General features: G+C 55.5%; 15 protein-coding genes. 12 read left to right on the plus strand and 3 right to left on the minus strand.

What is annotated here, in order from left to right; all coding sequences use genetic code 11:
• Nucleotides 1-225 precede the first annotated feature (225 nt).
• A complete protein-coding gene (locus ASB66_RS01245) occupies nt 226-1,122 on the plus strand; it encodes an acetoacetate decarboxylase family protein (RefSeq protein ID WP_012653511.1) in 897 nt (298 codons plus the stop codon).
• A gap of 115 nt (nt 1,123-1,237) precedes the next feature.
• Entirely contained in the window at nt 1,238-1,987 is a 750-nt protein-coding gene (locus tag ASB66_RS01250) for a fumarylacetoacetate hydrolase family protein (RefSeq protein ID WP_250995871.1), read from the plus strand.
• A gap of 100 nt (nt 1,988-2,087) precedes the next feature.
• Here the strand turns inward: ASB66_RS01250 and ASB66_RS27090 are convergent, their stop codons facing one another.
• Entirely contained in the window at nt 2,088-2,360 is a 273-nt protein-coding gene (locus tag ASB66_RS27090) for a helix-turn-helix domain-containing protein (RefSeq protein WP_060716233.1), read from the minus strand.
• A 107-nt stretch (nt 2,361-2,467) separates the two neighbouring features.
• On the opposite strand from ASB66_RS27090, the gene ASB66_RS01260 reads away from it, so the two are divergent.
• The gene (locus ASB66_RS01260; protein ID WP_060716323.1) at nt 2,468-2,959 is read left to right on the plus strand and encodes a nucleoside deaminase; all 492 of its coding nucleotides are present in this window, start codon (nt 2,468-2,470) and stop codon (nt 2,957-2,959) included.
• A 21-nt stretch (nt 2,960-2,980) separates the two neighbouring features.
• Here the strand turns inward: ASB66_RS01260 and ASB66_RS01265 are convergent, their stop codons facing one another.
• Nucleotides 2,981-3,721 carry a GntR family transcriptional regulator gene (locus ASB66_RS01265; RefSeq protein WP_060716232.1) on the minus strand — a complete coding sequence of 247 codons (741 nt, stop codon included), beginning with the start codon at nt 3,719-3,721 and terminating at the stop codon, nt 2,981-2,983.
• A 251-nt stretch (nt 3,722-3,972) separates the two neighbouring features.
• On the opposite strand from ASB66_RS01265, the gene ASB66_RS01270 reads away from it, so the two are divergent.
• The 6 genes from ASB66_RS01270 to ASB66_RS01295 are packed head-to-tail and all read left to right on the plus strand — an operon-like array spanning nt 3,973 to nt 10,470.
• A complete protein-coding gene (locus tag ASB66_RS01270; protein WP_060716231.1) occupies nt 3,973-5,514 on the plus strand; it encodes an ABC transporter substrate-binding protein in 1,542 nt (513 codons plus the stop codon).
• 35 nt (nt 5,515-5,549) lie between these two features.
• A complete protein-coding gene (locus ASB66_RS01275) occupies nt 5,550-6,878 on the plus strand; it encodes a GH1 family beta-glucosidase (RefSeq protein ID WP_060716230.1) in 1,329 nt (442 codons plus the stop codon).
• A 24-nt stretch (nt 6,879-6,902) separates the two neighbouring features.
• Nucleotides 6,903-7,844 carry an ABC transporter permease gene (locus ASB66_RS01280; RefSeq protein ID WP_060716229.1) on the plus strand — a complete coding sequence of 314 codons (942 nt, stop codon included), beginning with the start codon at nt 6,903-6,905 and terminating at the stop codon, nt 7,842-7,844.
• A complete protein-coding gene (locus tag ASB66_RS01285) occupies nt 7,844-8,725 on the plus strand; it encodes an ABC transporter permease (protein WP_060716228.1) in 882 nt (293 codons plus the stop codon). Before ASB66_RS01280 ends, ASB66_RS01285 begins: the two co-directional genes overlap by 1 nt.
• 2 nt (nt 8,726-8,727) lie before the next feature.
• On the plus strand, nt 8,728-9,939 hold the full coding sequence (locus tag ASB66_RS01290; protein WP_060716227.1) for an amidohydrolase/deacetylase family metallohydrolase: 1,212 nt from the start codon (nt 8,728-8,730) through the stop codon (nt 9,937-9,939).
• 39 nt (nt 9,940-9,978) lie between these two features.
• On the plus strand, nt 9,979-10,470 hold the full coding sequence (locus ASB66_RS01295) for a RidA family protein (RefSeq protein WP_060716226.1): 492 nt from the start codon (nt 9,979-9,981) through the stop codon (nt 10,468-10,470).
• A gap of 11 nt (nt 10,471-10,481) precedes the next feature.
• On the opposite strand, the gene ASB66_RS01300 is transcribed toward ASB66_RS01295, so the two are convergent.
• Nucleotides 10,482-11,306, minus strand: a complete 825-nt coding sequence (locus tag ASB66_RS01300; protein ID WP_411910102.1) for an IclR family transcriptional regulator — start codon at nt 11,304-11,306, stop codon at nt 10,482-10,484.
• Between the two features lie 99 nt (nt 11,307-11,405).
• On the opposite strand from ASB66_RS01300, the gene ASB66_RS01305 reads away from it, so the two are divergent.
• The 3 genes from ASB66_RS01305 (at nt 11,406) to ASB66_RS01315 (ending at nt 15,630) form a co-directional block, all read left to right on the plus strand.
• Nucleotides 11,406-12,602 carry an aminotransferase class V-fold PLP-dependent enzyme gene (locus ASB66_RS01305; protein ID WP_060716224.1) on the plus strand — a complete coding sequence of 399 codons (1,197 nt, stop codon included), beginning with the start codon at nt 11,406-11,408 and terminating at the stop codon, nt 12,600-12,602.
• Between the two features lie 401 nt (nt 12,603-13,003).
• Complete coding sequence (locus tag ASB66_RS01310) at nt 13,004-14,542, plus strand: diguanylate cyclase (protein WP_060716223.1); 1,539 nt, start codon at nt 13,004-13,006, stop codon at nt 14,540-14,542.
• 194 nt (nt 14,543-14,736) lie between these two features.
• A complete protein-coding gene (locus ASB66_RS01315; protein WP_060716222.1) occupies nt 14,737-15,630 on the plus strand; it encodes a transglutaminase family protein in 894 nt (297 codons plus the stop codon).
• Nucleotides 15,631-15,720: the final 90 nt, after the last annotated feature.

Here is a 15,720-nt window from a genome sequence, read left to right on the forward strand (position 1 = left end):
CTAAAAAATATATTTTTTAGAGTAAAATATTTATAATGGGAAGGGCGGTTCCTATGACTTGTCTGATTTACCCCGAAACGTCGTAATACCACCCGCATTGCGCATCTGCGGCGCCTCTCTTTTGCGGGCGCGGATTGTTGAGACGTGTAGCCAGTTATCAGAGGCCATTTGGATGGTTACGTCGCCGTTCAGCGCCATCTGTCATATTTGATGGGAGATCGATTTATGGGGTTCAAATTCAATCAGGAGTTCCGCTATCGGATGCCCACGGTATTCGGGCCGGCCGTAGGACCTCGCCAAAAGCCGGGCGGCGGCATGTGGGCGCTGGAAGAAACCGGTACGATGAATGCGGAATGGATGGCTATTACCTATCGCACCAGTGCGGATAAGTTAGAGGCGCTTCTGCCTCCCGGAATGAGCTTGCGTGGTGAGCCACTCATCAGTGTATCCTGTGCCTGGTTCAAGAACCTCTATTGGCTTGCAGGGCGTGGCTACGGGATTTTGTCGATTGATTTCCCGGTGACCTATCAGGGCAAGACCGAACGATTGGAGGGGTCTTTCTGCCCGGTTATCTGGGAAGGTGCGCCCGATGCGATCCTGACCGGGCGGGATGAAATGGGCTTTCCAAAACTGTTTTGCGATATGCCGGAAATCACCTGGGATAAGGAAAAAGCCACCGCATCCTGCGAGGCGTCCTGGTTCGGCTTCAAATTTTTCGACATTGCTCTTGGTGAAATGGAAGAGGACGATGCCCCGCCGAGCCTGCCTGGTTCCGGGGGTGGCGCTGCCATGTACTATAAATATGTCCCTCGGACGAACCCGTTTCAGGGTGGAGGAGCAGACGTCGCTTATATCACGACGCCAGCGCCACCGCCGGGAGCGGGCAAGCCTGACGCCATTAACTTCGACGGGTACGAGTTCAAGCGTTGGCGGGCCAAGGGCAGCTTTAACTGGCACAAGGCGACGTTTGAACAGCTCCCGACAACCTTCCATATCGTCAACGCCGTGGCAGATATGCCGTGTTTTGAAATCGTCAAAACTGAAATGGTGGCCTTCTCAGGTCCGGGAATTGGCGTTTCGGTCAATAGCATCCGTCCCGTAGAGCCGGGCGATCAGGAATAAGGACAATAGAATGAAACTGGCAAGATTTATTGTCGAGGGAAAGCCTCGGCTCGGTAAAGTCGTGGGCTCTGAAATCATTGATCTGAGTTCCGCGGCTCCTGAATGCGGAAGCTCAATGAAGGCGCTAATTGAGCAGTTGGATGAATTAAGACCGGCTTTGGAAGCGCTTGATGGCCCTTCGTTTGGATTGGCTGATGTTCAGCTTGCTGCTCCAATCACGGATCCCAGGAAGTTTCTCGCCATCGGGATGAATTACAGGGCCCACGCCGAGGAAGCTGCCGCCGCAGGAATACCCACGCCAAAGTCGCAATTGTGGTTCAACAAACAGGTGACCTGCATCAATGGACCCTATGACGACGTGGTGCTGCCCAGCGTGTCCGAAAAGGTCGATTATGAAGCTGAACTGGGCTTCATCATTGGCAAGCGATGCCGCCATGTGAAGCGCGAAGACGCGCAATCGGTGATCGCCGGGTATTTCGTCGCCAACGATGTCACCGCCAGAGACTGGCAGTTCCGCTCGCCGACCTATACGCTCGGCAAGAGCTTTGATACCCACGGCCCCATCGGCCCCTGGATCACAACGGCGGATGAAGTTCCGGATCCGCACAATTTGACGCTTTCCCTCTCTCTGAATGGCGAGGAAAGGCAGCGCACGTCTACGGGCGACATGATCTACGATATCTGGGATCAGATTTCCTATCTCTCAACCGTTATGACCCTTGAACCGGGTGACATCATCATAACGGGAACGCCGTCCAATGTTGGGATTGCAACCGATACCTTCATGAAGCCGGGCGATGTCGTTCGCGTCGAAGTAAACGGACTGGGTTCAATCGAAAACCGGTTCGTTGCTGAAGAGCGATAATCCATCAACGTTGATTGGCAGATAGCCAATTGAGATACTCCTGCCTTTAGGGTCTGTCTGGTTCAACCCGAACCGGCCAGACCCTTGCAACCGCACGACCCTATGCCAGGTGAGAAAGAAGGCCCACCCTCCTCATCACCCTGAATTTCTCCTCCGGGAACCGCAGACCGTCAGCCTCCGCTCCCCCGCTGCTGTGGGCCGCACACCTGGTTGCAATCTTTCCAGCAAGCGCAACGCTATATCCGTGCTCCAGATTGATGATCCGGCGGTTGATCGCCGACGCATACATATTCAGTTTTTCAGCGGCTCCCCGGAAAAACCCAGCGCGGGCAACGGCATCCAGCAAGATTCCGGAAGAGAATATGAGTTGCATTTGGCGGCCCACCGTTTCATTTTCTCGAACGGTAAAGCCGGAAAACTGTGCTTGTCATTCAACTTTTCATCGCGCACCTTCAAGCCGATTTTGCAAGGAGTATGACAATGACGTTTTCGCCCGTGACCGGTCTCGATCACGAATATTTCCTTCGTCTCAGCTTCAAGGTCGCACTCAGGGCCCAGGAAACAGGCAATCATCCCTTCGGTGCTATTCTGGTCGGACCGGATGGCGAGGTGCTGATGGAACAGGAAAACGCCTATAATCCGACGCGCGACATGACCGGGCATGCAGAACGGGTTCTGATGACCCGCGCCTCGCAAGCCTATACGCCCGAACGTCTCAATCAATGCACCATGTACACGTCAGCCGAGCCCTGTGCCATGTGTGCCGGTGCGGCCTATTGGGCTGGGATTGGGCGGGTGGTTTTTGGCTTGAGCGAGAGCCAGTTGAAGGCGATGACAGGCAATCATCCTGAAAATCCCACCCTCGACCTGCCATGCCGTGTGGTTTTCGAGGCGGGCCAACGCCGCGTTGAGGTTATCGGCCCTTTGCTGAGCGAGGAAGCCGCCAAGTTGCATGATAATGCTTGGGGTTGATGGGGTGAATTGCCCTGGGGTTTACGTTGGTGTGGGCGTTCGCGATCCAGTTTTTGAACGTGAGCGCCGGTCGTTGCTCCCCGTCTTTGAAACGAGATCTTCAAAGGGGCCGTCTAAACGCAAGAGGAGATCACTTGTCTTGCGTAGATGCGCTTCAAGTCGGGAACATGCGAGTTCTGTGTCGCGCGCCAGAACTGCTTCAGCGATTTCAGCATGTTCAATGTCAACGTGACGGGGCTCTTTAATAAAGGGAACCGCCATGCGTCTATATCGTTCGACCTGCCAGAACATCGAGTCGCGTAGCTTCAGCCACCAGCGACTATCGCATGCGATAACCAAGGCATCATGGAATGCCGCATGAAGCTCAGTCCAGGCAGGATTAACGGTATCGCTGCCGTTAGGGTCAGACATCGAGGTATGGTGCAGTTGATGGCTGATGTCTTTGATATGACCTTCCCAGGCTAAGGACCCCTTGGCAATCGATCGGCGAAGGCAGCGAAGTTCGATCTCTATCCGTACCTCGGTCAAATCCTTTAAATCTTCGATCGAGATCGGGGTAACATGAAATCCGCGCTGAGCCTCTGCAACAACCAGACCATCTGATGTCAGACGCGCCAAAGCCTCTCGCACCGCCCCGGGGCTAACGCCAAGTTGCCGGCACAAAGTATCGATCTTGAGCCTCGACCCCGGGATAAAGCGGCCGTTGAGCAAGTCGTGGCGCAGAACCTCATAGGTTTCGAGGGTGCGGGATCGTACTGTCATCGCGACATTTTCTATCTTATTTTGGTGAAAATATATTTTTCAACCTTCTGTATATAGAGATCTAAAAACACGCACAATCCGGAAACCTTCATTGGTTCTCCCGCTTCAGAGATCCCGTTTCGTCGGACAGTACGGCTTTTTGTTTTCAGTTCGTGCATCATCGCTAACAGGCATTGACAGACTGTGACGTTTCGATAGTCTTTAATTATGATCTGTATTGCATAATTACAGAATAATAAAAAGGGAACGTCATGAAACGCAAATTGGGATTGCTGGCAACGCTGGCATTTGCACTTTTACCTGGACTTGCACTCTTGCCGGGGCATGGCCTGGCGCAGGACAAGGGCGGGGTCATTAATGTCGCAACCATCGGTGAGCCACCAACACTGGACCCGATGGCCTCCACCGCCGATCTGGTCGGTATGACCACACAGCATATTTTCGAGACCTTGTTCACCTTCGATGACAAATGGAATGTCATTCCGCTATTGGCTGAGACCATGCCAACCATCAGTGATGAGGGCAAAACCTACGACATCACCTTGCGCGCTGGCGTGAAATTTCATGATGGCTCGGTGATGACCTCCACTGACGTGGTGGCCTCGATTGAGCGCTGGCTTGCAACCGCATCACGCGGCAAACAGGTTGTGGCCTATATCGACAAGGTGACAGCGCAGGGCGACAATGCCATTCGCATCACGCTGAAAAAGCCCTATGCGCCGTTGTTGTCGCTGCTGGCGTTCAACAATTCCGCAGCGGTGATCATTCCAAAATCCACCATCGCCGATCCTTTGACAAAATTCATTGGCACTGGCCCCTATATGCTAAAAGAGCGCAAGCCAGACCAATATATTCAGTTGGTGCGGTTTGACGGCTACGTGCCGAGAACCGATGCCGCGAACGGATTTGGTGGCGCACGCAAAGCCATTCTCGATGAAATCCGCTTCATTCCCGTGCCTGATGCCAACACACGGCTTGAAGGCGCAGTCTCCGGTCAGTTTGACTACACAGACTCGCTCGCACCGGAGAGCTATGACCGCCTGAAAGGCTCAAAAGCCTCTGACCCCGTGGTGCTCAAGCCCTATGGTGCGCCGGTGTTTGTGATGAACACCAAACAGGGCATCATGACCAGCAAGACCCTGCGCCATGCCGTGCAGGTGGCATTGAACCCGCAGGACATGTTATTGGCCGCCTTTGGCAACCCTGAATTCTTCGCGGTTGATGGTGCGATCTATCCTGAAGGCTATGCCTGGCACACCAAGGAAGGCATTGCCCGTTATGGCAGTGGCGACCCTGAAGCCGCCGCCAAGCTGATGAAAGAGGCGGGCTATGATGGCAAGCCAGTGCGCATCCTCACCAGCCGCCAATATGAATTTCACTACAAAATGGCGCAGGTGGCAGCAGAATATCTGAAAGCCGCTGGCTTCAAGGTTGATCTGCAAATCTATGACTGGGCAACGCTGACAACGCGCCGTGCTGATCCTGCCCTTTGGGATATTTTCATCACCCACGGCCCCTTCCCGCCAGAGCCTGTGCTGAACGGCTGGATGTCGGATAGTTACCCCGGCTGGTGGTCAACGCCTGAAAAGACCAAGGCGATTGAGCCATTCATTGCCGAATCTGATCCAGCCAAGCGCCAGAAGCTTTTCGCGGAGATTCAGAAGACCTTCTATGAGGATGCGCCGGTGTTCAAGGTGGGTGATTTCAATGCGCTTTCGGCCAAGGCCAAAACGCTTGAGGGCTTCCATCCATCGCCATGGCCTTACTTCTGGAATGTCAGCTCCAAGAAATAAGCCGGTTTCTATCCTTCAGAATGAAGTAGCACATCATGTCGAGATCCTTTCCTCCTGATTTTCTCTGGGGCGTGGCGGCCTCTGCCTTTCAAACGGAAGGTGCTGTTCATGCCGATGGGCGCGGCCAAAGTGTGTGGGATATTTACAGCCACACACCGGGCCGCACTACCAATGGCGATACTGCCGATATTGCATGCGACCACTACCACCGCTACCCGGAAGACATCGCGCTGATGCGCGGGCTTGGGGTGAAGGCCTATCGGCTTTCCACCGCTTGGCCGCGCATTTTCCCAACTGGCAGTGGGCAGGTGAACCAGCGAGGATTGGATTTCTACGACAGGGTGATCGATCTTGCCTTGCATGAGGGGATAGAGCCTTGGATTTGCCTGCATCATTGGGACATGCCGGTCGCCGTTGAAGACAACGGCGGCTGGCGCAATCGCGATACGGCCAAGATTTTTGCCGATTACGCCGCCGTTGTCACCAGGCATTTTGGTGATCGGGTCAAACGTTTTGCACCAATCAACGAGCCGAATGTGATTCCATGGGTGGCCTATAATGTCGGGCGTCATGCGCCCGGAAAGCAGGATTATCCTTCCAGCCTTCAGGCCATTCATACGCTCAATCTTGCCCATGGTTATTCGGTATCAGCGGTGCGGGCAGAAGCGCCGCAAGCTGAGGTGGGCAATATCGTTTCCCTTGGTCCGGTACGTCCACACTATGACGATGCCGCCCATGAAGAAGCACGCATTCTGGGCGATTGCCTCTGGCGGAGAGTCACGGTTGATCCGCTCTGGCTCGGCACCTACCCGGAGCCGATTGCGGATGCCATGCAGCCCTTCATTCAACCGGGTGACATGGAGGCCATTTCGCAAAAAATGGATTTCTTCGGCCTCAATCACTATAATCCGGTGTTTGTCGGGCCGAATAAAAACACCAGTTTTGGCGTATCCGAAACCGCACCCCCAACAGGCATGGGACCACTCACCGATGTCAACTGGGTAGTTGATCCGGCGGCATTTCTGGAGCAGATCCGCGATACCAGCGCCCGCTATGGCAAGCCAACCATTTACATCACCGAAAACGGTGCCTCCTACCCGGATGCCCTTGGCCCAGACCGTAAGGTGATCGACAACGACCGCATCGCCTATTTCGACCTCTACCTGAATGCGCTGCTGGATGCGCTGGATGAGGGCCATGACATCAGAGGCTATTTCGCCTGGTCGCTGATGGATAATTTCGAATGGGGCCGCGGTTATTCCAAGCGGTTCGGCTTGGTTTACGTCGATTATCCCACCCTGCAACGCATTCCCAAACAGTCTTACCATTGGCTCAGCGATGTGATTGCCGCCAATGCCCTATAAATCCAAGCGACGAGAGGGCAGATCATGATCAGCTATATCGTCAAGCGCCTGCTTGGCATGATTGTGGTGATGTTTCTGGTGGTGACCATTGTGTTTATCATCGTGCGCGTCACCCCCGGTGATCCCGCAGCCGTCATGCTGGGGCCGGATGCGTCAGCCCAAGATGTTGCCGATCTGCGCTCCAAGCTGGGGCTGGATCAATCGCTGATCTCGCAATACGTATTTTATATCGGCGCCTTATTGACGGGTGATCTGGGCCGCTCGATCTTTCTGGATATGCCAGTGGGCGCTGCCCTGTTGCAACGGGCCGAGCCAACCTTTTTCCTCACCCTGTTTGCACTGCTGATTGCCTGCGTGCTGGCGCTGCCCATTGGCATTTATGCCGCCTATCGGCGCGGCTCATGGCTCGATCAAGCGGTGACGGCCATTGCCATGTTGGCGGCCAGCATTCCCAGCTTTTGGCTTGGTTTGATCCTCATGCAGTTCTTTGCGGTCAAGCTGCAACTGTTTCCCGTCTCCGGTTATGGCGGACCGGGAACAAGCTTTCTGGAGCGGATGTATCATCTGGCTTTGCCCGCCATCGCGCTGGGTCTGGTCTCATCATCCCTGATCCTACGCTTTACCCGTGCTTCCATGCTGGATGTGCTGGGCGATGATTTTGTGCGCACCGCCCGCGCCAAAGGCCTTCAAGAGCGGCATGTGGTGCTGCGCCATGCGCTGAAAAATGCCCTGATCCCCATCCTCACTGTGGTGGGGCTGACGGCGGCTGTCTTGATTTCGGGAGCTGTTGTGACCGAGACGGTGTTTGGCCTGCCCGGCATTGGCAGCCTCGTGGTCTCTGCTGTTCTGCGCCGGGATTATCCGGTCATTCAAGGGGCCTTGCTGGTAGTTGCCGGTCTCTATGTGTTGGTGAATTTCGCCATCGATATGCTCTATCTGCTGATTGATCCGAGGGTGCGTTACTGATGACCCAGCCCATATCCTTAGAGAGCACACCCCCACCGCAATCAGAAACCTTGCGTTTTCTGCGCCGCCTTTTACGTCGCAAGACGGTGGCGATTGGCCTATGCATTCTCGCCGTCTTCGTGCTTCTGGCAGTGTTGGCACCATGGATCGCCCCTTATTCACCCTATAAACTTTCGATCATGAACCGGCTAAAACCACCGAGCGGAACCTACTGGTTTGGCACGGATGAGTTTGGACGCGATGTGTTTTCGCGCACGATTTATGCGGGGCGGCTCTCTCTGCTGGTTGGGGCGTCAGTCGTGGCGCTGTCATCGCTGATTGGCGTCACGCTTGGGCTGCTGGCAGGCTTTTTTCATCGGCTGGATACACCAATTGCCCGGCTGATTGATGCGATGATGGCCTTTCCCGATATTCTTCTGGCCATCGCATTGGTAGCGGCCCTTGGGCCATCACTCACCACGGTGATCATTGCCCTTTCGGTGGTCTATGCTCCCCGCTTGGCCCGCATTGTGCGGGCTTCCACACTGGTGATCCGCGAACTACCCTATATCGAAGCGGCCCGTGCCCTTGGTATTTCCACCACACACATCATGGTGCGGCATGTGCTGCGCAATCTGATGTCGCCCATTCTGGTGCAGGCCACATTTCTGTTTGCCAGCGCCATGCTGGCCGAAGCGGGCCTGTCGTTTCTGGGCGTCGGCGTCAGCCCGGAAATCCCCACCTGGGGCACGATGATTGCAACTGGTCGGCAATATGTCGATCAGGCCGATTGGATGACGCTGTTTCCCGGCTTTGCCATCATTCTCTCTGTGATGTCGCTTCAGATCGTCGGAGACGGTTTGCGCGATATGCTCGACCCAAGACTGCAAAAGGATATTTGACCATGCTGCCTCAGGAACAAGGCTTGGGCCTCCTGCTGTTAAAAAACCTCCGCCCTCTGGCCTTTGGCGACGCAACGCCCCAACAGGCGATCGATATTCTGATTAGTGCTGATGGCAACATCGTCAAGGTTGGCAAAGACCTTGCCCTGACAGAAGATGCCGAAATCATCGACGGCAAAGGGGCATGGATTTCGCCCGGCTGGGTCGATCTGCATGTGCATATCTGGCATGGCGGCACGGATATTTCCATTCGCCCATCGGAATGCGGAGCCGAGCGCGGCGTGACCACGCTGGTGGATGCAGGCTCTGCTGGAGAGGCCAACTTTCACGGCTTTCGCGAATATATCATCGAGCCATCGCGAGAGCGGATCAAAGCATTTTTGAACCTCGGCTCGATTGGTCTGGTGGCCTGCAACCGCGTGCCGGAACTGCGCGATATCAAGGATATTGATCTTGACCGTATTCTGGAATGCTACGCTGAAAACAGCGAACATATTGTTGGCCTGAAAGTGCGTGCCAGCCACGTCATTACCGGATCATGGGGTGTAACGCCTGTCAAACTCGGCAAGAAAATCGCCAAAATCCTGAAAATTCCGATGATGGTGCATGTTGGCGAACCACCAGCGCTCTATGATGAAGTGCTGGAAATTCTAGGCCCCGGCGATGTCGTGACCCATTGCTTCAACGGCAAGGCCGGGTCCAGCATTATGGAAGACGAAGACCTCTACAACCTCGCCGAGCGCTGCGCTGGCGAAGGAATCCGGCTGGATATCGGCCATGGCGGTGCCTCCTTCTCGTTCAAGGTGGCGGAAGCAGCGATCAAACGGGGGCTTTTGCCCTTTTCCATCTCCACCGATCTGCATGGGCATTCCATGAATTTCCCGGTCTGGGATCTGGCCACCACCATGTCCAAACTGCTCTCGGTGGGCATGCCGTTTGAGAAGGTGGTCGAGGCGGTGACCCATGCGCCAGCCTCCGTCATCCGTTTGTCGATGCAGGATCGGCTGGTGCCGGGCGCACGGGCCGATTTCACCATTTTTGATCTGGTTGATGCCGATCTGGAAGCAACCGATTCCAACGGCGATGTTGCCCGCCTGACCCAGCTGTTTGAGCCGCGCCATGCCGTGATTGGCCGCGAGGCCATTGCTGCCAGCCGTTACATTCCGCGCGCCCGCAAACTGGTGCGCCACAGCCATGGCTATTCGTGGCGCTGAAATGCATTTGATGATTCTAGAATTGGAAACCGCGTGAGTATGACTTCACCCTCCACCGATGCCGGATTGCCAACACCCTATGAGCGCCTAGCCGCTCTGGGCATTGCGCTGCCGCCATCCCCACCACCCATTGCTAATTTTGTCACCCATGTGCGGGAGGGCAATTTGCTGTTCCTCTCCGGTCAGGGGCCGCGCGAAGCAGATGGCTTTCTCTATTCCGGCAAAGTTGGTGACGACGTACCGCTGGAAGATGCCTATCGCCACGCCCGCCTCACTGGCATCAACCTGATTGCCGTGATGCACGATGCCTTGGGCGATCTCACCCGCGTGCGCAAAATTGTCAAAATGCTTGGCATGGTCAATGCCGCGCCGGATTTTCGTGATCATCCGCAGGTGATCAATGGCTGTTCAGACCTGTTCATGGAGGTATTTGGTCAAGCGGGTCAGCACGCCCGCTCGGCGGTTGGGTTTGGCTCGCTTCCCGGAAATATCACCGTGGAAATCGAAGTGATTGTGGCGTTGCACGAATGAGAAAGACCCTCTCAGTGAACCCGCCAACCCATGCGCTTTTCGATCCGCTCCGCCGAGGCCTTGACATGGCCCACGTAGGGATTGCCTTCAGAAAACGCCTTTTGCTCTGGCAAGACGATAGAGATGGTGGCAACACACACACCATCCCGATCACAAATCGGCGAGGCGATACAGGCAACCGCATAGTCGGATTCACCCGCCTGAATCGACAGACGCTGCTGAAACGCACGTACCGCCGCATCCGACAAGGTCCGCGCATCCACCTCAGCGCGCCCGGTTGGCGACGAGCGGGCGCAATGGGCAAACAAGTCGATGCGCTCTTTTTCCGGCAAATGGCCAACGAGAAGGCGGCCAGACGCCGTCCAGTTCAGCGGCACACGGGTGCCAACCCGCGAGGCGACCTGAAAATGGCTTGGCCCCTCGGCCATGGCCAGCACCAGCATATGGTCATTGTCGCGCCCGCACACTTGCACGGTCTCGCCCGCTTCGCGGCACAGATCATGCATTTCCTGCGTGGCAATGCTGATGAAATCCAGCGAACGGGAATAGGCAAGGCCGTAATGGTAAAGCCGTGGGCCGAGCCAGATGGCCCCGTCACCACTGCGGGTCAGCATGTTCTTGTCCACCAGATCATCAATGATGGTGTAAATGGTAGACAGCGGCGCACCAACCGCCTTGGCAATAGCATAAGGGCCAACGGGCGCGCCCGTTTCATAAAGATGATCCAGCACCTGCAAGGCGCGGTCCATGCCGCTGACGCGCGAGCGACGCTCCGCCGGGGCCTCAACGGGCTGGCTGTCTGCGGCAACCGATACCGTGCGTGCCTTGCTATCCATCATGCGATCCTTACCTGAGTGATCGGCTATTACATTATAACGGCATAGCTGTCGATTGTAGAAATGATGGGCCTTTGCCCACAAAAAGTGGAAAAGCTTATGACCAACGATATTCGCACCCAGCTCGGCCTTCGCCCGGTGATCAATGTTTCCGGCACTATGACCAGCCTTGGCGCATCCATTGTGGTGCCAGAGGCCATTGCCGCCATGACGGCTATTCTGCCGCAATTTGTTGAAATCAGTGATCTTCAGCGCAAAGCCAGTGCCATTATTGCGCGGCTAACCGGGGCTGAAGCAGGCTTTATCACCGCTTCATGCTCGGCAGGCATTAGCCTTGCCGTGGCAGGCTCCATTACCGGGCCGGATCTGCTGGCCATTGAAAAACTGCCCGATGTCAGCACGACCAAGAACGAAGTGCTGGTACAGATGGGCCATCTGGTCAGCTATGGTGCCCCAGTCGATCAATCCATTCGTCTGGGTGGCGGCAAGGTGGTGCTGGTCGGCCAAGCGACCTCTGCCCATCGCTACCATATGGAAAATGCCATTACCGAAAACACCGCCGCCGCCGTCTATGTCGTTTCTCACCATGTGATGCATTACGGCCTTTTGCATCTGAAGGAATTTGTCGAAATTGCCCATGCGCGCGGCGTGCCCGTGATTGTTGATGCGGCTTCGGAATATGACCTGCGGATTTTCCTCGATCAGGGCGCGGATATTGCTCTCTATTCTGGCCATAAATTCCTCGGCGGCCCCACATCCGGCATTGTTGCCGGGCGCAAGGAACTGGTTCGCAATGCCTATTTGCAAAACATGGGCATTGGCAGGGGCATGAAAGTCGGCAAGGAGAGTATCTTTGGTGTCATGGCAGCATTGGAAGCCTGGGAAAAACGCGACCATGCAGCAGTGCGCGCCCGTGAAACCGGCTATCTGCATCTGTGGAAAGAAGCACTGGATGGCCGCCCCGGTGTGACGGCCTTGATTGAGCCGGACCCAACCCACAATCCGCTGGATCGCCTGCGGGTGATCCTCTCACCACAAGAAGCGCATATCAGCGCCTATGATCTGGCAGGCGCGCTGGCCCGTGGCAATCCGCCGGTGATTGTGCGCGATCATGAAGCGGAACATCATTATTTCTACCTCGACCCCTGCAATCTCCATCCCGGGCAGGCGGTCATCGTGGGTGACCGTCTGGTTGAAGAACTCGACAAGGCGAGAGCGTCTAATGAAGTGATCAACACGCCGCATGAGGAATGGGGCCGCCACCGCTTTGATTCCATGCTGCGCTGGCCGGATTGAGCACTGCCGTGCTTTGTTCAAATGTGATTTGCTGAAAGCGGCATCAGCGGCATCACAGCATTGGATTGCCGCACCAGTCAGGGGTTTTGTGCGATCAGTCTCTCGAGTCCGTCAGGTTCAGATTGGAACCAGACAGACCCGAGGCTATCATGGTGTTCATGTCAATGATCGGCAGGAATGACGGTTTGAAGTCAGCGTTCAATTTACCGGTCGCACTTCCACCTAAAATCCGTTGATCGGAAGACAGAAACAGAATGATCAAGGGTTTTACAAACCTCCATCCCCTCATTTTCAGGGCCGCGCGCCGACGCTATCCTTGGTCGAGCGCTTCTTAACCATTCACGCTATCGCTTTATTTAGGGTGGTCCGATATAAATATCGCATCACCGTGCGAGCACTGAATGTATCCTTGGTCTGAACTCCTTGCGAACCTGGCAATCGTTGCCATCACAACGTCGACCTGGACATTCGTCCGGCCACACCTCGCTGGCCAAGGACCACGCGCTTTTTCGTTGACTTTTGGCTGCCTCATGGCGGTTGGCTTGCTCGCGACCATGGCTCTGCCGTTTCGCTTCACCGACGGTGTTTTCCTGGACACTCGGTATACATTTCTCGCCATATCGGGTTTCTTCGGCGGCCCTATTGCGGCCTTGCCACCGCTTGTCGTGGGAATCATCAGGCGATTGATGATCGGAGGCGTGGGTATAACGGTTGGCATCCCGCAAATCATCGCGGCGGCATGCATCGGTATCATCGCAAGCCGATTGCTTCGCGGCAAGATCCCGACTTTCCCGCAGATCGCCGTGCTTGCTCTGTTCGTCGCCGTCAGCGGCGTAGCCGGCTTCTTTGTCGTGCGTCCATTTGAGGTCTGGGGCAATCTGATCGTCGTGACGGTCGGTCCATTCATGGTGGTCTTGTTTGGAGCCACCCTCTTATCCGCTGTTGCCATTGCGCAGGAGATGAAGCGGACAAGGCTTGAAAGGGATTTGGCTGCGGCACAGATCCGTCTAGCCGATGCGCTCGCGACCATGGCGGATGGCTTGGCACTTTTCGACCGTGATGGGGTGCTGGTTTTCACCAATCAAAGATACCTCGATATCTTCAAGGAAACGGCCGATGTCAGGGTGCCCGGGAAAAACATCCGAGAAATCTTGCGGACATCCTTCGAACGTCATGAAGAAGCGCGCGTGGAATCGGATGTCGATCCTATCATCGATCGGGTTGTGGAAGGCCTGTTCCGGCCCAGCGATCGTCTAATCCAATTGGCTGACGGACGTTCAATCGAGGCAAGAACGCGGGTTACAGGCGAGGGGGAGGCGATGATCGTTTACGCGGATATCACTCTTCATTGCCAACGAGAAGCACGGTTACACGAGTTGAACGATCGCTTGTCGGCGTTGGCCGATACGGACGAATTGACTGGTTTGATGAACCGCCGTGGTTTGGAAGCGTCCATGGACCAAGCTTTTGACAGAGCCAAGGATCAGGGCGGCAATATCGGCCTGCTTCTTATCGATGTCGATTGGTTCAAGGCTTATAACGACACCTATGGCCATCCCGCCGGGGATAAATGTCTTCAGCTTGTCGCCAACACGGTTCATGCGACGTCCAGGTCATTTACGGGAAGCATTGTGGCGCGATATGGTGGGGAAGAACTGACCGTCGTGTTGCCGAACGCATCAATATCCGAAACCGAGACAGTCGCGCGGCTCGTTTGTACAGCCGTGCGTACTCTGGCCATCGAGCATGTTGGAAGCGAAAAGCGCATCGTCACAGTGAGCGTCGGGGCCGCCAATCTGAAATCGATGCCAGGCCTGCGCAAGACGGACCTCCTTCTGCAGGCTGACGCTGCGCTCTACGCAGCCAAGGCGGCGGGGAGGGACTGTGTCCAGACAGCTCCTGATCTCCTTCCGATTGCCAGACGCGCCGACAGCCGTTGACTTTGCATGGTCAGCCGCTCACCTCCTGTTTGCATCACACATCAAAGACGCGCAAACACGCCGAATCTCAGGAATATCCGTTGCAGCAAAGCCGTTGGTGGAGTCTAATGCCTGACAAGACGATGGGCGTGTTACAGCAGTCGTGCTGCTTTCCACGATATTCTGTGCCACCGCTACTCCAGTTTGGCGATTGAATGACGATATTTTCTGTCCGGCATATTACCTCATATCGGTATAAGAGACCGGTCGAATTCGGCGAGCACAGATTGATGTTCCGGCCGAGGGATAGTTTTGACCAGACACTTCTGAGTTCTCATCTGGATGTCAATCCAAAGCCCGATTACATCAGGTGGATCCATGATGTGTTTGGCAATTGCGTTGCGCTGGTGGGGTTTACCGGCAAGGCGCGGGAACTCTGCTTCGGGACAAATATCCGCCTGGACCATACCCAGCAGGTTGAAATGGATCTGCAGATCGATGCAGAAGCTCTCCACTTCCCTTTCGCTTACGACCCGGAAGAAGTTATCGATCTGGAACGGACAATCAAACGGCATTTTCCGGATCCCGACGATGAAGTTGGCAGATGGACAAGGCAATTCGTGCGGATCGGTCAGCCGACCGAAACCGGTCGCCTGTTGATGACCCTTTGTTATGCGATCCACGAGAGTTTCATCTATGCCCGACGCCTGGAGCATGGAACGCAGACACCGCTTGAGACGCTCCGGCTTCGCCGTGGCACGTGCCGTGATTTTGCGCTGCTGATGATGGAAGCGGCCCGGTCGCTTGGGCTCGCTGCGCGTTTCGTTACCGGCTATATCTATGTACCCGACCGCGACGGCTCAACCAAGCTTGGCGGTGGCTCCACCCATGCCTGGTGCCAGGTCTATCTTCCCGGTGCCGGATGGGTGGAATTCGATCCCACCAACGGGATTGTCGGAAACCGCGATCTTATCCGTGTCGGTGTGGCGCGCGACCCAAAACAAGCGGTTCCGCTTTCCGGAAGCTACGACGGCGACGCGTCGGATTTCGACACGATGTCCGTCCAGGTTAATGTTACAACCGATGAGTTGAGCAATACCGCAGCATAGATGGAACAGCTCGGTCGCCTGAGCGTTTGCCGCCTGAACGTGCATTCGTAGCCCGTATTTCGGAAATTTTTATCAGAGGATGCCTATTCA

Origin of the sequence: Gillisella vitis (assembly GCF_001541345.2) — a bacterium.
In the GTDB taxonomy this organism is placed as follows: domain Bacteria; phylum Pseudomonadota; class Alphaproteobacteria; order Rhizobiales; family Rhizobiaceae; genus Allorhizobium; species Allorhizobium vitis.